This is a genomic window from Pantoea sp. IMH (assembly GCF_000599885.1).
GTDB lineage: Bacteria > Pseudomonadota > Gammaproteobacteria > Enterobacterales > Enterobacteriaceae > Erwinia.
Genome location: NZ_JFGT01000005.1, coordinates 932,809 through 954,371, shown reverse-complemented (window position 1 = coordinate 954,371; position 21,563 = coordinate 932,809). Strand labels below are relative to the sequence as shown.

22 protein-coding genes are annotated in these 21,563 nt (G+C 55.1%); 14 read left to right on the top strand and 8 right to left on the bottom strand.

The window, feature by feature from the left end; genetic code table 11:
• Positions 1–252: 252 nt before the first annotated feature.
• Positions 253–501 carry a biofilm development regulator YmgB/AriR family protein gene (locus EA20_RS0112790; protein WP_024967207.1) on the top strand — a complete coding sequence of 83 codons (249 nt, stop codon included), beginning with the start codon at positions 253–255 and terminating at the stop codon, positions 499–501.
• A gap of 388 nt (positions 502–889) precedes the next feature.
• On the opposite strand, the gene EA20_RS0112785 is transcribed toward EA20_RS0112790, so the two are convergent.
• The gene (locus EA20_RS0112785; RefSeq protein ID WP_024967206.1) at positions 890–1,180 is read right to left on the bottom strand and encodes an I78 family peptidase inhibitor; all 291 of its coding nucleotides are present in this window, start codon (positions 1,178–1,180) and stop codon (positions 890–892) included.
• Positions 1,181–1,464: 284 nt separating this feature from the next.
• Positions 1,465–4,068: an EAL domain-containing protein gene (locus EA20_RS0112780; protein WP_024967205.1), complete on the bottom strand. Its 2,604-nt coding sequence runs from the start codon at positions 4,066–4,068 to the stop codon at positions 1,465–1,467.
• 212 nt (positions 4,069–4,280) lie between these two features.
• On the opposite strand from EA20_RS0112780, the gene EA20_RS0112775 reads away from it, so the two are divergent.
• The 6 genes from EA20_RS0112775 to EA20_RS0112750 all read left to right on the top strand — a co-directional run bounded on the left by EA20_RS0112775 (position 4,281) and on the right by EA20_RS0112750 (position 10,036).
• The gene (locus tag EA20_RS0112775) at positions 4,281–4,943 is read left to right on the top strand and encodes a CPBP family intramembrane glutamic endopeptidase (protein ID WP_024967204.1); all 663 of its coding nucleotides are present in this window, start codon (positions 4,281–4,283) and stop codon (positions 4,941–4,943) included.
• Between the two features lie 125 nt (positions 4,944–5,068).
• Positions 5,069–6,637 (top strand): ABC transporter substrate-binding protein, encoded by a 1,569-nt coding sequence (locus EA20_RS0112770; RefSeq protein WP_024967203.1) that lies wholly within the window; start codon positions 5,069–5,071, stop codon positions 6,635–6,637.
• Positions 6,637–7,689 (top strand): ABC transporter permease, encoded by a 1,053-nt coding sequence (locus EA20_RS0112765; RefSeq protein ID WP_024967202.1) that lies wholly within the window; start codon positions 6,637–6,639, stop codon positions 7,687–7,689. The genes EA20_RS0112770 and EA20_RS0112765 overlap by 1 nt, the downstream gene beginning before the upstream one ends.
• Complete coding sequence (locus EA20_RS0112760; RefSeq protein ID WP_024967201.1) at positions 7,686–8,540, top strand: ABC transporter permease; 855 nt, start codon at positions 7,686–7,688, stop codon at positions 8,538–8,540. The genes EA20_RS0112765 and EA20_RS0112760 overlap by 4 nt, the downstream gene beginning before the upstream one ends.
• Positions 8,500–9,378, top strand: coding sequence for an ABC transporter ATP-binding protein (locus tag EA20_RS0112755; protein ID WP_051516356.1), 879 nt, complete (start codon positions 8,500–8,502; stop codon positions 9,376–9,378). Before EA20_RS0112760 ends, EA20_RS0112755 begins: the two co-directional genes overlap by 41 nt.
• Complete coding sequence (locus EA20_RS0112750; RefSeq protein ID WP_024967199.1) at positions 9,371–10,036, top strand: ABC transporter ATP-binding protein; 666 nt, start codon at positions 9,371–9,373, stop codon at positions 10,034–10,036. The genes EA20_RS0112755 and EA20_RS0112750 overlap by 8 nt, the downstream gene beginning before the upstream one ends.
• A gap of 102 nt (positions 10,037–10,138) precedes the next feature.
• Here the strand turns inward: EA20_RS0112750 and EA20_RS0112745 are convergent, their stop codons facing one another.
• Positions 10,139–10,342: a hypothetical protein gene (locus EA20_RS0112745; RefSeq protein ID WP_024967198.1), complete on the bottom strand. Its 204-nt coding sequence runs from the start codon at positions 10,340–10,342 to the stop codon at positions 10,139–10,141.
• Positions 10,343–10,745: 403 nt separating this feature from the next.
• Between EA20_RS0112745 and EA20_RS0112740 the strand changes: the two genes are divergently transcribed.
• Positions 10,746–11,756, top strand: a complete 1,011-nt coding sequence (locus EA20_RS0112740) for an acyltransferase (protein ID WP_024967197.1) — start codon at positions 10,746–10,748, stop codon at positions 11,754–11,756.
• A 63-nt stretch (positions 11,757–11,819) separates the two neighbouring features.
• Here EA20_RS0112740 and EA20_RS0112735 read toward each other — a convergent pair whose 3' ends face one another.
• Both EA20_RS0112735 and EA20_RS0112730 read right to left on the bottom strand, forming a co-directional pair.
• Complete coding sequence (locus tag EA20_RS0112735; RefSeq protein WP_024967196.1) at positions 11,820–12,050, bottom strand: DUF2767 family protein; 231 nt, start codon at positions 12,048–12,050, stop codon at positions 11,820–11,822.
• Positions 12,051–12,127: 77 nt separating this feature from the next.
• A complete protein-coding gene (locus tag EA20_RS0112730) occupies positions 12,128–12,730 on the bottom strand; it encodes a class I SAM-dependent methyltransferase (RefSeq protein ID WP_024967195.1) in 603 nt (200 codons plus the stop codon).
• Positions 12,731–13,297: 567 nt separating this feature from the next.
• Between EA20_RS0112730 and yjbE the strand changes: the two genes are divergently transcribed.
• Entirely contained in the window at positions 13,298–13,540 is a 243-nt protein-coding gene (gene yjbE / locus EA20_RS0112725) for an exopolysaccharide production protein YjbE (RefSeq protein WP_024967194.1), read from the top strand.
• 178 nt (positions 13,541–13,718) lie between these two features.
• Positions 13,719–13,931, top strand: coding sequence for a hypothetical protein (locus EA20_RS0112720; RefSeq protein WP_024967193.1), 213 nt, complete (start codon positions 13,719–13,721; stop codon positions 13,929–13,931).
• A 156-nt stretch (positions 13,932–14,087) separates the two neighbouring features.
• Here the strand turns inward: EA20_RS0112720 and EA20_RS0112715 are convergent, their stop codons facing one another.
• From EA20_RS0112715 to iraP, 3 genes are all read right to left on the bottom strand, one after another.
• A complete protein-coding gene (locus EA20_RS0112715; RefSeq protein ID WP_024967192.1) occupies positions 14,088–15,560 on the bottom strand; it encodes an aspartate aminotransferase family protein in 1,473 nt (490 codons plus the stop codon).
• Between the two features lie 5 nt (positions 15,561–15,565).
• Positions 15,566–16,957 (bottom strand): diaminobutyrate--2-oxoglutarate transaminase, encoded by a 1,392-nt coding sequence (locus EA20_RS0112710; RefSeq protein WP_024967191.1) that lies wholly within the window; start codon positions 16,955–16,957, stop codon positions 15,566–15,568.
• 547 nt (positions 16,958–17,504) lie between these two features.
• Complete coding sequence (iraP, locus tag EA20_RS0112705) at positions 17,505–17,807, bottom strand: anti-adapter protein IraP (RefSeq protein ID WP_024967190.1); 303 nt, start codon at positions 17,805–17,807, stop codon at positions 17,505–17,507.
• Positions 17,808–18,159: 352 nt separating this feature from the next.
• Between iraP and EA20_RS20990 the strand changes: the two genes are divergently transcribed.
• The 4 genes from EA20_RS20990 (at position 18,160) to EA20_RS0112685 (ending at position 21,380) form a co-directional block, all read left to right on the top strand.
• Entirely contained in the window at positions 18,160–18,540 is a 381-nt protein-coding gene (locus EA20_RS20990; protein ID WP_024967189.1) for a hypothetical protein, read from the top strand.
• 220 nt (positions 18,541–18,760) lie between these two features.
• Positions 18,761–20,215 (top strand): sugar porter family MFS transporter, encoded by a 1,455-nt coding sequence (locus EA20_RS0112695; RefSeq protein WP_024967188.1) that lies wholly within the window; start codon positions 18,761–18,763, stop codon positions 20,213–20,215.
• Positions 20,216–20,317: 102 nt separating this feature from the next.
• Positions 20,318–20,515 (top strand): hypothetical protein, encoded by a 198-nt coding sequence (locus EA20_RS0112690; protein ID WP_024967187.1) that lies wholly within the window; start codon positions 20,318–20,320, stop codon positions 20,513–20,515.
• A gap of 1 nt (position 20,516) precedes the next feature.
• Positions 20,517–21,380 carry a hypothetical protein gene (locus tag EA20_RS0112685; RefSeq protein ID WP_024967186.1) on the top strand — a complete coding sequence of 288 codons (864 nt, stop codon included), beginning with the start codon at positions 20,517–20,519 and terminating at the stop codon, positions 21,378–21,380.
• The last annotated feature ends 183 nt before the right edge of the window (positions 21,381–21,563 follow it).

Genomic DNA, 21,563 nt, shown 5'->3' with positions numbered 1-21,563 from the left:
ACCCTTATGAAAACAAGCAAATATTTACATGCACCCGCTCAGGGTGCCATGGCCCCGTAAAGAAGCGAAAATATTTCTGTATGTTACTGGATTTATCCATGCGCACATCTACAGTATTTTATATCTTCATCTGTTTATTTTTCATGCAGTCTGGCGGCTTGCCGTTCTGGCAAACCGGATCGTTTAGGACGTTATTTCCTCCCTCCCCCGTAAATCGCCGGGTGAGGGTCAGGGCTTTTCTGGAGGGCGATCATGGGACATTCCGCACCAAGTGCTGGCCGTGCCATTACAGACTATTTCAACAGCCCGGCCTTTCATGGACCTCAGGAGAGCGAGCTGCTGGCCGCTATTATGACGGAAGTGATGCGCAGCGGCAGAACCACGGCCAGTAAGGCGATGATTGCCAGCGCGATTGCCAGGCTTGAGGGCGAGGTGGATGAGGTCAGGCTTCAGGGCTACCGGAATCTGCTGACGCTGCTGCTGGAAGAAAACAACGAATAAAGCACCGGAAGCTGTTGAAAACGGCCAGCGGCACAGCTCGTTGTCTGTCCCCCGCTTCGCCAGATTAAGAAAACGACGCGGCCTTATTCAGCGTAAGACAAAAAAAATCCCGCACGAAGCGGGAATAAGACAAGCATTACGTTATTGCAGGCACGGAAAGAACGCCTTGCTATCTCTCAACCCTATCTGGAGGGTATTGCAGGCAGATGACAGCAAAATTTCGCGCCGGTTATCAGGCCAATTATCCTGTTCATCAGTCCTGGGACATGCAGAGTAAAAGCAGACAAGGAGATAAGAGTCAACAGAGGCGATTTCTCTGACAGCGGAACGAAAATGCCACTCTCTTTGACAGAGAAATCGTCATGACAGCAGGCCGTAAAGCCCAATTTTAGCCGCAGTAAACGCGGGAAATATCCCCTTTCTGATCGGCCATAAAGTTCAGGCGGTTAAGGTTGAAGTCCATGGTCACGGCAGAGTTATAGGGAATTGCCCGTATCGGATGACTAAACTTGACGCTATCGATTGACGACAGCGGCTTGCCCACATACTGCTGGTACTGCGATGCACCGCAGCGATCCATTTCCGGATCCACGGCACTATTTTCTTTCTGAGAGGCCGACTGGCACCCTGCCAGCATGACCAGTGCCGCGACAACCGCACCCTTTCCATAAAATGTCATTGTTTCTCTCCTCTGCATTAACATTCAGCAATTTCCCAAAAGGTTAGCAGAATAAAGGCCTTGAAGAGAATCGCTTTCTGTCCACCCTGGCGTTTTGTGACGCGTACCGTAAGGGCAAGATTTGTTCATTAATTAAACATGCGTTGCACTATAATTAAGAAGTATCTTAAAAAAGGAGCGCATTATGGAACTGGCAATCTTTCTTCTTTATGCCGCGATAATGATCCTTGTTGCGGTGAAAGTCCGCTAGCGGCAAAGCCCGTCTGTGACGGGCTTTTCGCTGTTTATGATAAGCGCACTGACGGGATAAATGGCCTCTCCAGCTGTTGCAGAAAAACGCGTAACGGCATCGGGCGGCCAAGGTAGTAACCCTGCCCTTCCTGACAGGCGATAGCTTTCAGTTCTTCAAGCTGCTCACGCGTTTCTATCCCCTCGGCGGTCACCGTCAGTGAGAACGCTTTACCCAACCCGATGATCCCCTCGACGATAGAATAGGCCTGTCGGCAATGCGGAAAATCATGCATATAAGATCGATCCAGCTTCATACCGTCAAACGGGAAGGTTTTCAAAAAGCCCAGCGACGCATAGCCCGCACCAAAATCATCCACCGTCAGCCTCACGCCGATTTTTTTCAGCTCCCGCATAATTTCCAACGCGCTTTGCGGATTTTCCATCGTAATATTTTCGGTAATCTCCAGCTCCAGGCGGTTCGCCGCCAGGCCGCTTTTCGCCAGCGCGGCCGCCACCCGCTGCGCCAGATTGCCGCTACGAAACTCAATAGGCGAAATATTGACGGAGACGTACATCGTGCCCGGCAAGCTTAAGGCATCGGTACAGGCCCGTAGCAGCACCCAGTCACTGACGTCAATAATCAGCCCGGTTTCTTCCGCCAGCGGGATGAAGCTGTCAGGCATGATTAGCCCGGTCGCCGGATGTTCCCAGCGGATCAGCGCTTCTGCTCCTTCCGCCCGCCCTTCCCTGAGAGAGTATCGGGGCTGATAGAAGAGGCGCAGTTCATCGCTGAGGATCGCCCGCCGTAAATTCCGCTCCATTTCCCGACGCTGAAACAGGTTCGCAGCCATTTCCGGCGTATACCAGCTCCAGCGGTTGCGCCCTTCCCGCTTCGATTTATAAAGTGCAATATCCGCCAGACGCAGCAGTTCATCCGGCTGGTTTGCATCCTTCGGGGCCAGCGCAATCCCCATACTGCCTCTCATAAACAGTTCCTGCTGGCCGAAACAGAACGGCAGGGAAAGCGCATCAAGCAGCGCCTGACAGCAGGTGTTAATCTCATCGGTATTTAAACCGGAAACGATCAGCGTAAATTCGTCACCGCCGTCGCGTGAGACAAGATCTCCCGCATTCAGCACGCTGCGCAAACGGTGAGAAACATCATTAAGCACGGCGTCACCAACAGCATGTCCCCAGGTATCATTGATCGGCTTAAAGTGATCGAGATCGAGGCTGATCACCACCAGCGGACGATCCAGCGTCGGCTTTGTCATCAGCCTGCTCTGAATATACTCACGCATATAATGCCGGTTAGGCAGCCCGGTCAGCGTGTCATGCTGTGAGAGATAATGAATACGTGCCTGGGCTTCAACCTCTTCCGTAATGTCTGACACCGTACCGCGATAACCGATAATCTCGCCGTTCCGTTCCACCGGATTGGCCACCAGGCTACAGATACGCTTCATTCCTTTTGCGGAGCAGGAGTAGCAGCGTAGCTGTTGACGCGGCCCGGTAATCTGCTGGCGAAATATCCAGCTTGAGACCGGCACCCGATCATGCCGGAGGATCTCATCGATCGGCCTGCCAGCAAGCGACGTGGTTTCTAAACCGGTGACGGCGGCGAAGCGGGACGACAGATAGGTAATTTTTCCGCAGGTGTCGATTTCCCAAATCCAGTCGGAAGAGGCTTCCGCCACATCGCGAAAGCGTGCCTCGCTGGCCGCAAGCTCGCGCTGGCTGTCCGTCAGCTGCTTAAAGCGCTGGTCGGAAAGCGCAGCGTTATGCAGCGCCTGCCGGGTCACTCTTCTGGCCACCAGCGCCAGAATCAGCGCAGAGATAAAGAGCACCGGCAGAAGATAAATCAGCAGAGTCTGTCCCGGCTGGCTGGCATCCCAGCGGATCACCAACGGCAAAGACTCAGTGATCTCTTCCTGTAAAAAAGGCTGAATGGTTTTATCCTGCTCATTAAGGGGAATCCGGGCATTTTTGACCCCGACGGATTCGCCAAAGGCTTTCAGCTTTTCAGGGGTGAACCGGTTAACAAACAGCATGACCGAAGGTGGACCTGGCTTCGTTTTCAGCCCGGTGATTTTACCGTTGGTGATCGGTGCGGCAGCAATAATGGCGGGCGTGGTGCCCACAATCGCATTCTGCGTTAATGCATCTTCGTCCGCCGCCATGGTGCGGACCCGGCGGATAAGCGGCGCGGTTTGTGCGCCAAGCCAGCTTTCCAGCTGGATGTTTTCCAGCTTGCCATCAATCACCGCGTAGCGCGTAACGCCGTTCCCATCCACAACGAATACGCCTTCATAGTGATATTCGCTGTATAAACCAGGGCCGAAGTTTTCCTCTTCAAACGCCCAGACGGTATTGACCTGCAGATGCAGGTTGTTCCACGCCTCCCCCCAGAAAGCGTAATCCCGAACGTCGGTCATCATATGCTGACGGCTGTTGTCCCAGGCGTTCTGTAACAGGGCGCTTTCCTGACGGACGGCGGCTTTATTCTGCTGCCAGACGATACCCACGACCATCAGCATCGCCATGACCATTACGCCGCTCAGCAGGCGCGTCAGGGAAGTCAGCAGGCGTCGGGTAAAAAACGTCGTATTCTGATCGCCACCGGCTGCCGGGTGACGCAGTTCAGGAAGATGACTCATCTACTTCAAACCTTATCCAGTGGAATGCGCCAGAAATCCTTCTCCACAGGCATTAAAAAATCGTGCTCCACTTCTTATCCGGGCACGATGGTTATTTCTTTATCGGCGTAAAGGCTGAACAATTTAGCGCCTGCCAGCGGTTTATCCTGGTTATCGACAGCCCTGGGCGGGCTTGCTACCATCCGCTGACTTTAGGCACAGGGACTTATGCGATGAATCAACCTTCTGAAAGAGTGACCACCACTCTGATCGGCATCGGCATGTGCCTGATTTGGTATACCATCACGCAAATAGTCAGCGCACTGCCCAATTATGCTGAACTGCGGGGGAGCGGCATGCTGATGCCGGTGCTGTGCCTGCTGGAGTTTGCCGTGCTGGTGCCGCTTTACCGCGCGTACTGTCGTCGCTACCGGGATATTCCACCAGGCGATATCCGTACCGGCCAGCTACTGGTCTTCAGCCTGCTGCTGCTGGGACTGATTTTTTCCCAGTCGTTCTATTTGCAAAAGGAAACCTGGACCGCCAGCCAGGTCGGCGAAAGTACGGAAGGCATGTTGGCGTTTGTGCTCGCAGTCGTGCTGCTGGCGCCGGTTTTTGAAGAGATTCTGTTTCGTGGATTCCTCCTGCAGGGCCTGCTGACCTGGCTACCGAAACAGCGACTGGCCTGCGCGCTTCTTACCTCCTTCGCCTTTGCGGCAGCGCACACGCAATATGTCCATCTGCAAACGCTGATCGCCCTGACGCTGCTCTCGTTATTGCTTTGCTATGCCCGCCTGCGCTCTGGCGGCCTGAAGCTGCCGGTGTTTCTGCATATGCTAAACAATTTTATCGGCGTCTCGCCGTGGCTCTGGCTGACGCTGGCTCCGCCATCCTGATCCCATATTATAACTAACCGCCACGCCTTATAACCTGCAGGAATAACGATAGCGGATAATCTACTTTTTATCCGGCGCCCGCCTCATCTACACTCGCGGTCACACTTCAAGGTTAAGGAAACGTCATGAAACTTGTAGTTCCGTCAATGCTGGCCGTCGCGCTGGCCGGTGCCGTTACTGCTCACGCCGCCACGCCGCCCGATACGCTGGTGATTGCCCAGTCTATTGACGACGCCAGCAGTTTTGATCCGGCAGAAGGTTTTGAGCTCACCTCGGTGCAGGCGTTTACCAACCTTTATCAGCGGCTGATCCAGTCCGATCCGCAGAATCCGACCGATCTCAGGCCCACCCTGGCGAGCGCCTGGCAGCCGGGCAGCGACAACCGCAGCCTGACTTTTACGCTTAAAGAGGGCGCTCGCTTTGCCTCCGGCAATCCGCTACGGCCAGAGGATGTGATTTTTTCCCTCAGCCGCGTGGTCAAACTTAACCTTGATCCCTCTTTTATCCTGACCCAGCTTGGCTGGTCAAAAGATAACGTTGATGCGCAGCTGGAAAAAATCGATGCGAATCACGTCAAGGTGAGCTGGACGGCAGATGTCAGCCCGACCTACGTTCTGAGCCTGCTTGCCGCGCCTGCCGCCTCCATCGTGGATGAAAAGACCGTTCAGGCCCACGCGCAGAAAGGGGATCTGGGGAATAAATGGCTGGCCATGCACTCTGCGGGCAGCGGTCCGTTCCAGATCCGCAAATATATTCCGCATGAGGTTTTGCTGCTTTCCGCTAACCCGACCTCGCCAGGCGGCGCGCCTGAGCTGAAAAACGTGCTGATCAAAAATGTGCCAGACCCGGCTACCCGTCGTCTGCTGCTGGAACAGGGCGATGCGGATATTGCGCGTAATCTGGGTGCCGATCAGATGGCGGCGCTGAAAAACCGCGCGGGCGTGAAGCCGATGGCGATCCCCATGGCCTCGCTCTATTACATGCAGTTCAATATCGACGCCAAGCCGGCACTGAAAAACCCAGCTTTCTGGGAAGCGTCACGCTACCTGTTTGACTACCACGGTATTGCCGACGATCTGCTTAAAGGCCAGTTCCAGGTGCATCAATCCTTCCTGCCAGAAGGCTTCCTGGGCGCGCTGAATGAAAACCCGTACCGTTTTGATCCCGAAAAGGCGAAGGCGATCCTCAGCAAGGCCGGCCTGACCAACGTCAGCTTTAAGCTGGCGGTCAGCAACCAGCCGCCTTATCTGGATATCGCTCAGGCTCTCCAGGCAAGCTTTGCCCGCGGCGGCGTTAAGGTTGAACTGATCCCGGGGATCAGCAGCGAAGTTGCCACCACGGTGAAAGCGCACAAGTATGAGGCGACGCTGAATGCGTGGGGAGCGGATTATTTCGATCCCAACACTAACGCCTCCGCCTTTGCCTACAACCCGGAAAACGGCAGCACAACGCTGGCCTGGCGTTCCAACTGGCATATTCCGGCGCTGAACAAGCAGACGCTGGCCGCCACCGCCGAGAGCGACAAGGCAAAGCGCGTCGCCCTTTATCAGGAGATGCAGCGCGAGGTGCAGAAAAACTCGCCTTACGTGATTGGCCTGCAGGCGCGCAACCTGATTGCGGTCCGCGACAATATCAAAGGGTACGTCCAGGGGATTAACCCGGATATGGTCTATTACGGTCAGGTCAGTAAGTAATGGCATTGTCGCTTTCTGAGGCCGGGTTCGCCCGGCTGTTCTGGCGGCGCAGCGGTCGCGTGGCGGGAGGCCTTCTCTCGCTGGCGATTACGCTGCTTGGCCTGCTGGCGTTTACCTTTCTGCTTTCGCATCTTTCCCCCGTCGATCCGGTGCTGCAAATCGCCGGCGATCATGCCAGCGCCTCAACCTATGCGCAGGTTCGTCATGACCTGGGGCTCGATCAGCCGGTACTGATGCAATTCTGGCATTACATTACTCATCTGCTTAGCGGCGATCTGGGTATTTCACGGCTGACCGGTCAGCCAGTGACAGACGATCTCCAGCGCACTTTTCCGGCGACGATTGAGCTGGCGACCTGTGCGATGCTGTTTGGCTCTTTTTTCGGCATCCTGCTGGCGCTGCTGGCAGCATGGAAACCGGGCAGCCTGCTCGATAATGCTGCCAGACTGATCTCCCTGCTGGGCTATTCCGTTCCGGTGTTCTGGCTGGGGCTGCTGGGGCTGCTGCTGTTCTATGCCGTACTGCACTGGTCTGCCGGACCGGGACGGCTTGATGACATCTGGATATATACTCTCGAACCCAAAACGGGACTGGTGCTGGTCGACAGCTGGCTTTCCGGCGATGCGGAAATGTTCCGCAATGCGATCGCCCACCTCTGGCTGCCGGTGGTGGTGCTTGGCCTGCTGTCGATGGCGGGCATTACCCGACTGCTGCGCGCGGCGCTGCTTGAAGAGAGCAATAAAGAGTATGTCACGCTGGCGCGGGCTAAAGGCGCCAGCCGTGGCCGGATCCTCCTACTGCATGTCTTCCCTAACGTGCGCGGCACGCTGATTACCGTGCTCGCGCTCTCCTATGCCACGCTGCTGGAAGGCTCAGTGCTGACCGAAACGGTCTTTGCCTGGCCCGGGGTCGGGCGCTATATGACAACCGCCCTGTTCGCGTCCGACACGCCCGCCATTCTGGGCTCGACGCTGCTGATTGGCGGCTGCTTTATCACGCTCAACGCCCTGGCGGACGGCTTAACCTGGCTTACCGATCCGAGAACACGATGACGCAAAATGTAACCGACCTCGCTCTCGCTCCACCGCGTCGCGCCCGGCGCGTGACGTCGCTAGCCGTCGGCGGTGCGCTGGTGGCAGTGCTGATCCTGGCCGCGCTGCTGGCTCCGCTGCTGGCGCCCTTCGATCCCAACGTGCAGATGATGTCCGAACGTCTGCTACCGCCCTCGTCCGTGCACTGGTTTGGCACTGACGGCTTTGGCCGCGACCTGCTTTCCAGAGTGATTTATGGCGCGAGGCCCACGCTGCTGCTGGTCTCGCTGATTCTGCTGCTGACCATTCCGGTGGGCCTGCTGATCGGCATCAGCGCGGGCTACCTGGGCGGCTGGACGGAGCGCGTCTTGCTGCGCATCACCGATATTTTTCTTTCGCTGCCGAATCTGGTTATTGCGCTCGCGCTGGTTGCGATGCTGGGGCCTGGCCTGATTAACGGTGCGCTGGCACTGGCGCTCACCAGCTGGCCACCCTTCGCCCGTCAGGCGCGCGCGGAAACGCTGGCGCTGCGGCGAAGCGACTATCTGGCCGCCGCCCGCATGCAGGGCATTAACGGTCTGCGCCTGATGTTTGGCCATATTCTGCCGCTCTGTATGCCTGGTGCCGTGGTGCGTGCCGCGCTCAGTCTGGGCGGCATTATTCTCTCCGCCGCCGGCCTTGGCTTTCTTGGCATGGGCGTTCAGCCGCCGATGGCGGAATGGGGCTCCATGGTGGCGGAAGGCAGTAAGGTGATTTTCGACCAGTGGTGGGTGGCCGCCGCGCCGGGCGGCGCGATCCTGTTTGCCAGCCTGGCCTTTAACCTGACGGGCGATGGCCTGCGTGACCGACTGGATACCCGACATAATGGATGATACGTCTCCGCTGGTGGTTGCTGACCAGCTGCATATTTACAGCAATACCGGCAGTACGCTGGTCAACAACATCAGCTTCTCGCTGGGGCGCGAGCGCGTGGCGCTGGTTGGCGAATCAGGCTCCGGTAAATCGCTTACCGCCCGTAGTCTGATGGGGCTGCTTTCGCCTTCGCTCAGGCTGCATGCCAGCACGCTGACGGTGGCAGGTCATAATGCGCTGACGCTGAACGAGAAACGCTGGAGTCAGCTGCGCGGCAGCCAGCTCGCAATGGTGATGCAGGACCCCAAATACGCGCTGAACCCGTTGCGCACTATCGGCTGGCAGGTGGCTGAACCGCTCAAGCTTCACGCCAGGCTGAGCCGCGCCGAGCGCACGGAAAAAGTGTGCGAAATGCTGGATGCGGTCGGGCTGCCCCAGCCGCGCCAGCTGATGGATCGCTATCCGCATCAGCTTTCGGGTGGGATGGGGCAACGCGTGATGCTGGCGATCGCGCTGATAGCCGACCCGCAATTTCTGATCGCCGACGAGCCGACTTCTGCACTTGATCATGCCATGCGCGACCAGGTGCTGCTGCTTATCCGCCGTCTGGTTGAAGAGCGCAATATGGGATTGCTGCTTATCAGCCACGATCTTCAGCAGGTTTCCGAACATTGCGAGCGGGTAATGGTGATGTATCAGGGCCAGATTCTGGACACGCTGCCCGCAGCCGAACTGCCGCGGGCGACGCATCCCTATACGCGTACGCTCTGGTCCTGCCGCCCCAGTAAAGCGACCCACGGCCATCCGCTGCCCGTCCTCGATCGTGCCGCTCTGGAGGTGCACGCTGAACATGATTGAACTCTCTGATATAAGCGTTTCGCATCGCCAGGGTTACGATTTCCGCACGGTAGTGCATGAAGTATCGCTGAACGTCCGCGCCGGTGAATGTTTCGGGCTGGTCGGCCCTTCCGGCTGCGGCAAGTCATCCCTGCTGTGGGTGATGGCGGGCCTGAATCCTCACTGGCAGGGCCAGATGAGCCTCGCAGGAGAGAGCGTCAGACCGGGCAAAGCCTTTACCGGCCAGCTTCGTCAGGATGTGCAGATGGTCTTTCAGGATCCCTACGCTTCGCTTCATCCGCGTCACCGGCTGCGGCGTACGCTTGCCGAACCCCTCAGGCTGTTGAAGAAAACGGACATCGACGATCGTATCGACAGCGGTTTCCGCCACGTGGGCCTCGATCCGGCGCTGGCTGACCGTTATCCACACCAGCTCTCAGGCGGTCAGCGCCAGCGTGTGGCTATCGTACGGGCGCTGCTGCTGGAGCCGAAAGTGTTGCTGCTGGACGAGCCGACTTCTGCGCTGGACATGTCGGTGCAGGCCGAAATTCTGAATTTGCTGAACTCGCTCAAGCAGCAGGATAATCTGACGATGGTGCTGGTGAGCCACGATCCGGACGTGATCGACTATATGTGTGATAACGCTGTACGTATGGCTCAGGGACGCATCGTCGGCTAGGACGGGCATCAAGCGGGCAGAAAAAAACGGGCGACAAACGTCGCCCGTTTTTCTGAGATAACGCCCCTGCTGCCGCGCGCAAAGGCTGATTGCCTGGGGTTATCAGGAAATCGCCGAACCGGAGGAGTGCTTCTGCTTGTCGGCTTCGAAATGCGCTTTAAACTGCTCGTAGATCGAGATCATATTTGACGCGTCGCCCTGAAGCGGGCTGAGTTTTCCTGCCCGGACCAGTTCAATCACTAACTGTAACGCTGCCTGTTTTGGGCTGTTGGCCGGATGAGCAATTTCAGAAATCGGAGATGACATAAGCGCTTCCATGATAAAAGGGGGAAAGATCAATTTTAACAAGTTTCACGCCCCTGAGTGAATTTTTTCACCTCACTTCTCCTTACTATGCTGATGCCTTAGCTACGCTCCCCGCCCGGTTTCCGGTTATCAACCTGATGCGGCATAAAAATCCGCGCATGTTCGGCTTTGCGCCAGCCATCTTTTTATTCTGTAGTGCTGGTCTGTCCGCCTGAAAAGCGCCGCTTCGCGGCTTTCACGCTTTGAGAAACGATGGCGAAGCACAGCCACTCCTTTTGATCGATTAACTGTGCTTTTTTTACGGACAGAGATACGCCAGCCAGCGGAATATGATACCTTTAGCCCATTGGCGATAAACTGAAAAAGAAAAGCCAGTTTATGCTTCATGACAAGGAGTTAGGCGTTGAAGACACTCAATATTAAGCTGTTGACGCTGGTGGCAACCTATCTGGTTATTCTGTTGCACACGGCGGCGGCCCCGTTCAGCTATTTCCACACGGCCTGGTCCGTTTCCGTCATGTATGAGGTGATTGGCCGTATCGCTTTTCCTCTCTTTCTGCTGCTTGCTGGCTATATCTCACTGAATAAAACGGAATCCCTGCTCAGTACGTTAAAGCACCGGGTAAAAAATTTAGTGATTCCGCTGGTGGTCTGGTCCGCGATCTATCTGTTGTATGGCAGGCTGAACGGGTTGTCGACGCCGATAAGCCTGCTTAACCTGTTAAGCACCCCTGCCTGGCCGCACTTATGGTTTATCTACACCATGGTGCTGCTCTATCTGCTCACGCCGCTGCTCAATACTTTTATTCAGCATGGCAGCCAGCAGCGGGTTAACTATATTGTCACCATCTGGTTTGTTCTGGCTTCAGTCTATATGTTATTTGATAATATGAAGCTTAATCTGCTGGAAGGACATGCGCTCCCGGCGCGCAGTAATATTGATATGGTGGTTTACCTGTCAGGGTTTTATATTATTGGCGGCGTTATCCGTCGTTATAATATCAACCCTAAAGTGACCCTTGCCGCCATTATTTTTATTCTTTCATCCGTATTAACGGCGGTAATGAGTTACTCGCTGTCGCTCAGCACTTTTTCGCCTAATGAAATCTTTCTGTTTTATTCCGCCCCCACGCTGGTAGTGGTTTCGCTGTCGTTCTTTTTTATGTTGCTCAATGCGCCGCTCGCCTTTTCCGGAAAAAGCATTGGCCTGATCCGCGCCCTTGCAAGGCTGAGCCTGGGCATCTTCTTTGTGCATATGATGGTTCTGGAAACGCTGCTGCGCCTGCTTGAGCTCCGCTTCGACAGCTACTCGGCCATTATCACTATTCCGCTGCTGGCGCTGCTCTGTTATGCCATTTCCGCCGCGATCTGCGGGCTGCTGGCGCGCATTCCGGGCGTCCGGCGCATCGTCTGAAACAAAAACGGCCGCCTTGATAAGCGGCCGTTCATCGGCATCCCGTGCCGGGCAGTCACACTATCAGACGCCTGCCGCAGCAAACCGGTGTGGCTCGTTGATTGCCCGCCGGGCAATCCAGTAGAGCAAAATTCTTTCGTCATCCCCATCCTGATCCGCCATCGTCAGCAGCTTGAGTGCCAGCGTAGCTCTGTTAACCGGCTGTCCCGTTATACTCAGGTCAACCACCGCCTTGCCAATAATGTTGCAGACTTCTTCATCGCTTGATGCGTCCGTCCCGGTTTCAGTGTGCATTTTCTCCCCCTGCTGTTTGAGTGAATTTTAAGCCTGGCAAAGAGTGGCAAGATTGCCATCTCAACTTCATCTGAATGTCATACTGCCGTCTTGATAACCTGCCGGGCCGCACTGTCTGATACCTTTTCAGGCGGACAGCAGCGGTAGACCCAGGCTGGCGGCAAATTACAGAAGACGCGCCTCCGCTCCCAGGCAAAGTAATCTGAGAGCAGGGATTCAGATAAGGCGGTGTACTGAAACTGAACAAAAATGCCCTGCGGGCGAAGCCGCGCTGCCGCACGTTCAAGAATGCGGTGGCGTACCGACGCGGGCAGCGACAGCAGCGGCAGGCCGGAGAAGATCGCGTCATAGTCTCCGCTCAGCGTTTCGGCTGAGGCACTGCTGATTTGCAGGCGAGGATCGCCGATGGCCTGCAGCCGGGGCAGAAAACGGGGATTTGTTTCAAATGCCAGCAGTGCGGCATCTGGCCGCATTTTGGTGAGCAGATGTCTGGTCAATACCCCGTCTCCCGCCCCCAGCTCGGCGACGCTTTCGCAGCGGTGCCAGTCAATCGCCTCGCTCATGGTTCTGCACAGGCGCATAGAGGAAGGCGCTATGGTGCCCGTTTTTCGTGGATCGGTGAGGAATTCCTGTAAATAGCCCGTCTTGTTTTTAATATACGTAAAAGCAGTTAACAGCATAATAACGTCAGCTCCGGGCTGTGACAGATATTCCATCAGGCCACAGTCAGGAGACAGAGTTCTTAAAACAGACCGGCTATCGAAAAAACTAAGATAATTCGCATCCCGGATGCGGTTTTTTAAGCGCCCTGTTCACATTTCGAAACAGCCAAAAATATCAGCACATATCCCCGGCAATAAAAATAATATTTGGCTTAAGATAAAAAAGGGAGAATTAGCAAAAAAAACAGGGCCGTATTTAATCCTAAAATAGCCTTCCCGCTCTTTGATGTACTGGATCTTTTTTATGGCCAGGCGCTGATAAGGCTGTTACCGGGATTATTCCGTATGGACTGGCGGAAAAATCTGAATTAGCGGGCCTGGCTGTCACGCCCTGCCTGCCTCAGGCTAAACCCGGCTGCCGGCTTCTTTCCTGACTTTTGCCGGAGGCTCAGGTTAAGCCTGGCGCTGATAGCAAAAATCATTAGTAAAAACTGCGCGTTAGCCGCTTTTCGCCCCGGTTTTCAGGTCCGGTAAATCACTTTATGCTTCCGGCACTGACAGCCATCCGCCTGAGGAAAAATAAAAATGACAAAATCGACTGTTTTAGCCCTGTTACTGACGCTTGCCGCCAGCACTGCCGTTCAGGCGGCCACCACGACCGGCGCTGCCGCAGGCAGTGAAGCGACCGCCATGTCCAGCGGTAACTCTGATGCTGCAGGCGTGGGCGCCGTTGCGGCTCTGCTGGGCGTTGCGCTGGCCACCATGGGCGGTAACGATGGATCGGGCACCGGCAGCAGCACCACCACAACGGCTACCACGCCCCGCTAATCCGCTTGTCGTGACGCCAGTAAAGCCTTTTCAGCGGAAAAGGCTTTTTTATTGCTGCTCCCCGTCAAACCCCTGCCGTTAACCTGTGTGGAAATATTGCAAGACGTTTCCCGATCCTTCATTCAGCGGCTCGCCTATACTTATCAACTGGCCCCTTTTTATCTCAAAGGAGTGAGCTATGTTAATTGGATTTGTTTTACTCGTGAGCGCCTGCGGTCACGACGCCTGCGAGGCGCTGCCGGTATCCGAACACCTCTTTCCGTCGCGCTATGTCTGCGAGCGGATGGCTGAGCGCGTCCGTGAGCGTCGTCCTGAGGCGGTGCTGCTCTGCGGCGAGGTTTTCCGTCATCCCGACACGACTACCACCCAGGCAATCAAGGCCATTAATTGATCTATTTTTTTGCACGCTGACCTGCCACCTTCTCCCTTCATCTCGTTGAGTGACTATCTGTCGCGCGATAACGTCACGCTGACCTGAGCCTGTAGACAAAAAAAAACCGATAACGCAGTGTTATCGGCTTTGGCTGTTATCTGCTTATGCAGCGCATTATGCGTTCAGCAATTCCAGTGCGGTACGCTCCACCAGCCCAAGCAGGATTTTAATATCCTCCAGGCTCACGGTTGGGTTCAGCAGCGTCAGTTTCAGGCAGGTAACGCCAGCAAATTCCGTTACCCCGACGTTAGCCCGCCCCGACGCCAGCAGCGCATCGCCGATCTTCTGGTTAAGCAGCGCCACCGTGGTTGCGTCTGCTGACGCAAGCTGAGCGGGGCGATAGCGGAACAGGACGCTTGCCAGCTGAGGCTCCATAACCAGTTCCAGCGAATCCTGACTGGAAACGTAACGCGCAACATCCTGCGCCAGCGTAACGCCATGATCGATGATCGCTGCGTATTGCTTCTGCCCCAGCGCTTCCATGCCCATCCAGAGTTTTAGCGCATCGAAACGGCGGGTGGTCTGTAAGGATTTCGCCACCAGATTCGGTACGCCCTGAGCCTCGTCAAATTCGGAGTTAAGGTAGGCAGCCTGATAGCGCATCAGTTCGTAATGGCGGGCATCCTTCAGCAGGAAGGCGCCGCAGCTGATGGTCTGGAAGAACTGCTTATGAAAATCCAGCGTAACGGAATCGGCCAGTTCCAGCCCATCCAGATAATCGCGATATTTCTCTGAAAGCAACAACGCGCCGCCCCAGGCCGCATCAACGTGCATCCAGATCTGATGCTTCGCCGCCAGCGACGCGATGTCGCGCAGAGGATCGATAGCGCCAGCATCCGTCGTTCCCGCCGTGGCGACAATCGCCAGGATCTGCTCGCCGTTCGCTTCCGCCTGTGCCACTTTATCGGTCAGATCGTTAAGATCCATCCGGGCAAAGCGATCGGTTTTGACAAGCGTAACGGACTGATAGCCAAGCCCCAGCAGCGCCATATTTTTTTGCACGGAAAAGTGCGCGTGCTGCGAACAGAACACTTTGATTTTCCGCAGATCGCCGACCAGACCCTCCTGCTGAATGGAGTGGCCACGGCGGGCAAAGAACGCGTCGCGGGCCAGCATCAGCCCCATCAGGTTGCTCTGGGTTCCGCCGCTGGTAAACACGCCGGCATCTCCCGCCGGATAGCCCACCTGGCCGCGCAGCCATTCGATCAGCTTGATCTCAATAAGCGTCGCGGACGGGCTTTGATCCCAGGAGTCCATGCTCTGGTTGGTGGCGTTGATCAGCACTTCGGCAGCCTGGCTTATCACCAGGCTCGGGCAGTGGAGATGCGCCACACACTGTGGATGATGGACTGACAGACTGTCTTTGAGAAAATAGTCGATCGCCCGCCCGATGGCCGCCTGGTTGCCCAGCCCTTCAGGATTAAAATCTAGGGTGATGCGTTCACGCAGTTCGGCGACGGTCTTGCCCTGGTACATCTCTGGCTGCTGTAGCCACTGCACAACCGCCTGGCTGCTTTGCGCGATAGCCTGCTGATAAGCGGCAATACTCTGCTCTGAGGAAGCCAGAATTGGATTAGCGTCAGACATTACCTTCACTCCGCTGCAACAGGTTTAACGCCGGCAGCTAACAGGGCGCTTTCAAATTTATCGAGGAAAATGGTCAGTTCATCGTTGGTAATCAGCAAGGAAGGCAGCAGACGCAGCACGCAGCCGTTACGGCCACCGCGCTCCAGAATCAGCCCCGCGTTAAAGCACTCTTTTTGCAGTCGCGCAGAGAGCTCGCCATCAGCAGGATGACAACCCATATGATCCTGCGCCTCGTCAGGCTTCACGATTTCAATGCCGATCATCAGCCCCAGCCCGCGAACGTGTCCGATGACCGGATAGCGTTTTTGCAGCGCCGCCAGCTGTGCTTTCAGCCACTCGCCCTGTTCAGCGACCTTCGCGGCCACCTGGTTATCCTGCAGATATTGCAGGGTCGTTAATCCGGTCGCCATCGCCAGCTGGTTGCCGCGGAAGGTGCCGGTGTGGTGGCCAGGTTCCCAGGCATCAAAGACTTTTTTGATCCCCAGCACGGCCAGCGGCAAGCCGCCACCTACCGCTTTGGACATCACGATGATATCTGGCTCAATCCCCGCGTGTTCGAAGGCGAAAAGTTTACCCGTACGGGCAAAACCTGCCTGAACTTCATCAATAATCAGCAGAATGCCATGTTCCTGAGTCACTTTACGGATGCGCTGCAGCCATTCGACAGGAGCAGGGTTAACGCCACCCTCGCCCTGAACAGCTTCCAGGATCACCGCGGCGGGCTTACGTACGCCGCTTTCAACGTCATTGATCAGGTTTTCGAAATAGTACGTTAACGCCTTAACGCCCGCCTCACCGCCAATGCCCAGCGGGCAGCGGTACTGATGCGGATAAGGCATAAACTGCACTTCCGGCATCATGCCGTTAATCGCTTCTTTCGGTGACAGATTCCCCGTGACCGCCAGCGCGCCATGCGTCATGCCGTGATAGCCACCGGAGAAGCTGATAACGCCGCTGCGGCCCGTATGCTTTTTCGCCAGCTTCAGCGCAGCCTCAACCGCATCCGCGCCCGACGGCCCGCAGAACTGCAGGCAGTACTCTTTGCCCTGTCCCGGCAGCATCGAGAGCAGATAATCCGAGAAACGGTCTTTTAACGGCGTGGTAAGATCGAGCGTGTGTAACGGCAAGCCGCTGGTAATGACATTTTGGATGCTTTGCAGAATAGCCGGGTGATTGTGGCCCAGCGCCAGGGTCCCCGCGCCCGCCAGACAGTCAAGATACTGGTTCTCCTCAACGTCGGTGATCCAGACGCCTTCCGCCTTCGCAATCGCTAAAGGCAGTTTACGAGGGTAACTCCGGACGTTCGATTCAAACTCCGCCTGTCTCGCTAAGTAGGCTTCATTGTTGCCATTTACTGATTTCGCATCAAAATTATCAATACGGACTTTAGCCGTCATCATATCACTCCTACAACCGGGGGATTTTTATACCGCGGTTGACTAAATTGAATTAAAAAATAACCACTGTGTGAAAAGCGCGGCCAATATAGGGCTTTTCAGCCCGCTACTCAATGATTAATTATGTCGGAAGTTGTGATTATATTTCCTATGATTTTCAACTAGTTGATTAAAGGTTAACCCATTAAGCGCCCGTCCGGTGCGACATGCCTTTACTCTGGAGACAGAGCTTAGGGTGTAATACCTCGCCCTAAGCCAAACAAGACTGCTAATGCGTTCTTTTTGCCACCAACGAACAGCAGTAAGGAAAGTTGCCTGACGGGTTGAAAAGCGGAGCGTCGGTAAACCCGCTAACGAGGATGGCAACGGGCGGTTTAAAGATCGAAGAAATAAGGTATCTTCCTGGTATAACGCGTTCAGATAACAGGAAAAGCGGTCTTAATCACGCATAAGGTGCCCGCAACAAGCTGCTTTAGAAGAGGGGCCATGTGACTGGCCCGGTTTACCGTGATGAGAGAGGGAGTGAGACGGTTATGCGCCGCAGGCTTCAACTCTGCTCTTCGCTTTTTGCCACTTCATCAACATAGGTGGCTACTGCCAGCAGGCGATTGACGTGAGTTAACAGCAAATCGATATCCGACTGCATAAATTTTTGCTCGCCGCTGGAGGCAGCCATAATCGCATTCTGGATATTTTCAGAAACGGTCGAGCCGCTGCTGCCCCGTTTACCTACCGTCAGCAGAAGCGCTGTCAGCAGCAGGGACTGGGCTTCAACCTGGGCCATCAGCTCTTTGGCGTCCACTTCAATTTTGGCCATTTTCATTAAAATATCGATCACTAGCTGCTTCATACCCATATCCCTGATAAATTTTCCCCTGAAATTACCATTGCCGCCCGCATCGAGCAACGCTGCGCTGAACAAACAGATCCGCCTCTTTCTGTAACTTTTCAGGTAAAACCAAAATTATCATTCAGTTAGCGCATAACCGACGCCAGCAGATTCTGGAACTTTTCTGAAAATTCGCGTTCCGCTGGCTTATGGGCCGTTTTCGTCTAAATTGAAATGGCCGTAATAAAAAAAACACGGCAGTATCACTCCCTCAAGCTCATGTCGCTTCGGCTACTGACTCCCGCGCTTTGCGGGCAGGCTGTTGGGTTGGTAAACACAGCGATAATACGAAAAACGGAGAAAGTAATCCGTCATGGATAAACAACATTTTTATGAACGTTTAATGCGCTGGCAGCATCTGCGCTTTAATGACGTTATCCTTCGGGAACGTCAGGATACCGTCGCCTGGGATAAAAAATACGAAATCTATATTCAGGATAAAACGCGCTCCTGCGCACAACTTTATATTCGTACCACCCAGCCGGGTGAAGATATGACGCTGGTGATGGATGAGTATCTTCGCTGGTTGCACGAATATAACGAAGTCAGAACGGATGCTCATTCTGTGAGCGAGCTGAAAAGCAGCGCCGCGCCGCGTTCGCTGCTGAATGAAAATCATCACCGCACCTCAGTGAACGTTACCGCTTCCCGGTTCACTACCGCCTCCAGGCTGACTCAGAATGCACAACGATAGTTAATGCACTGCCGGAAATCGCTCCGGCAGTTTCTGACGTCCGCCCTTCCCGCTTTTTACCCTTTCTTCCCCTGTTTTAGTCTCATTTGTTCTTATTATGAGCAATCATCCCTCTTTTACGTCCAATACCTGGCAAAATCGCTATCTTGAAGTAGATTTACATTTCATGTGACAGAGATCACATGAAATTTTCATCATCGCGATTTCTCAGGGAGTACTTGTGTCCAATCAACTCAACGGCGCGACGTCCGACAGCGCAGTCAAAACGCCGCAGTCGACCGAACCGCTGGTAAAAGTCATTGCCGTTATCGCCACGCTGGGCGGGCTGCTGTTTGGCTATGACACCGGCGTCATCGCCGGCGCGCTACTCTTTATGAAACAGGATCTCCATCTGACCCCGCTGACCACAGGGATGGTCACCAGCTTTCTGATCCTGGGATCAGCCTTTGGGGCGATTTGTGCGGGACGCCTGGCGGATCGCCTTGGGCGGAAAAAGATCATTCTGGCGATGGCGCTGATCTTTATGCTGGGATCGCTGGGCTGTGCGATGGCCCCCAACGTTGTTCTGATGATCCTGTTTCGCTTTATTCTCGGTCTGGCCGTTGGTGGCGCGGCGGCGATCGTGCCTATCTATATTGCGGAAATTGTTCCCGCCAACCGGCGCTGGCAGTTTGTCACCTTGCAGGAGCTGATGATTGTCTCCGGCCAGCTTATCGCCTATACCAGCAACGCCGCGATCAATGAGGTCTGGGGCGGGGAAACCACCTGGCGGTGGATGCTGGGCGTGGCGTGCGTTCCTGCCGTCGTGCTGTGGGTCGGCATGCTGTTCCTGCCCGACACGCCGCGCTGGTATGTGATGCATGGCCGTTACCGTGAGGCTCGCGATGTGCTTGAGCGCACCCGTAAATCGCGGATAGTCGAGAAGGAACTGGGGGAGATTCGCCACTCCATGTCTTCCCGAAGCGAGAAAAGTGCCCGCCGTCAGAAAACCATCTCGGTCTGGATGAAGCGGCTGGTCGCGCTGGGCATCGGCATCGCCATGCTGCAACAGCTCTCCGGCGTAAATACCATCATGTTCTATGCGCCAACCATGCTGCAGGCCACAGGCTTAAGCACCAACGCCTCGCTGATGGCGACTATCGCTAACGGCGTAATTTCGGTCATTATGACCTTTGTCGGCATTATGCTGCTCAGTCGCTTTGGCCGCCGCCCGCTGCTGCTTACCGGCCAAATCGGCTGTACCTGTACGCTGCTGGCCATCGGCTTAATCACCTGGCTGATGCCGGAAACCGTCAACGGTCATCCCGACGTGGTGCGCAGCTACCTGGTGCTTGCCGGTATGCTGGTGTTCCTCTGCTTCCAGCAGGGGGCGCTCTCTCCGGTCACCTGGCTGCTGCTGTCGGAAATGTTCCCGATGCGTATTCGCGGAATGGCGAACGGCGTTTCGGTGTTCGCCATGCAGATGACCAACTTCTCCATCGCCTTTATGTTCCCCATTCTGCTGGAGACGTTCGGGCTGACGATGACCTTCTTTGCTTTTGCGGCCATCGGCGTGGCTGGCGGGATCTTCGCCATCCTGTTTGCGCCTGAAACTCAGGGGAAATCGCTGGAGCAGATCGAAAAACACCTTAAAAAGCATCTTCAGGATGACCCCGTGCCCCAGACCGGCAGCTAGGCCAGGTGCGCCAGGGATGGCGCCTTGTGCTTTCTCACACTTCTGATAGCGGGAGCGTCAACATAATGCCAGGCTTAAATCTGGTCATAACCGGAGTCCACTATGTTTCGCTTTATTATGTCGCTTTTTTCCAGCCCCGATTCCCTGCTACAGGTCATGTCACAGCGTGATATCGAAGAGTCTATCGAAGAAGGGGAACGTATCATCATCGATGAAGATGGTAGCGCATCGGTCAATATCAACAGTAACGAGGTCCACAGTGACTTTACCCGCCACGTTAACGCACTGAAGAGGGCTTGACATGGGTACGGCAATTTTTATGGTACTGATGGTGTGTGGTTACTGGTATACCAGCCGCGATCTCTCTACCCGCTTTAAAATCAAGCGTTCCTTTGGCTGGGATGTCTATTTCCTCGTTGCGCTCTATGGCTGTATTTTCGTCTTACAAGGCGTCATTGCAACCGGGATTATCTGGTTGATTTTACTCGCATTATCCGCTTTCATGAACGCGCTACCCGAGTTTTTTGACGCCGGCAGTTATAACTGGCAGGTTGATTTTATGACCTGGAGTTTCCTCGGCATTCAGGCCCCGGTTGTGGTAATGCTCGCCTTTGCCGTCACCTTTTGTCTCTATCGTTCGAGCTGGTCAGGCAGCGCCAGACTGGACAGTAGCGGCAGAAAAAAACTGTATCAGAAACTCTCACGCGCAAACGGCGTGGAAGGTTTGTTATATCAGTGCATGGAAGAAGGCGATCTCGCCTGGATTACGCTTAAATCGCGCCGCATCTATATTGGCATGGTGCATACGGCATCTTACGAAGCAACCTCAACCGCCAATCTGGTGCTGATCCCGATGCTGAGCGGCTACCGCGATGGTAAAACGTTTAAGCTGAACATTGAGCATAACTACAGTAAATGGTACCACGAACACGATATCACCCTCGATTCTGAACCGAAATCGGCGATGGCATTTCGTAAAGTGATCATGCTCGACCAGATCGAAAGTCTCTCTCTGTTTGATGCGGCCAGCGCCAGTGCTATTGAACTGATGGATGAGACGGAAGCCGAAGCACAGAAAAAAGCGGAGAAAGAGAAAGAGAGGAAGGCGGTCAGAAAGGCTGAAGAAGAAAGAGAAGAAGCGCAGGAAAAGGCGGAGAAAGAGTAAGCGCTGCACGTCGCTGAGGGTAAAGACAAATTGCCGGCTCCGGGAACGGAGCCTGCCCGTAAAACACATCATTCCTGACAGCTCAACCCGCGCCTTCCATAGGCCAGCATGTTTGACTCCCATCCCTTTCCCTTCGCTTTATGCTTAAGCCCTCTGAGTGACGCCGGCGCGTCACTGTCTTAC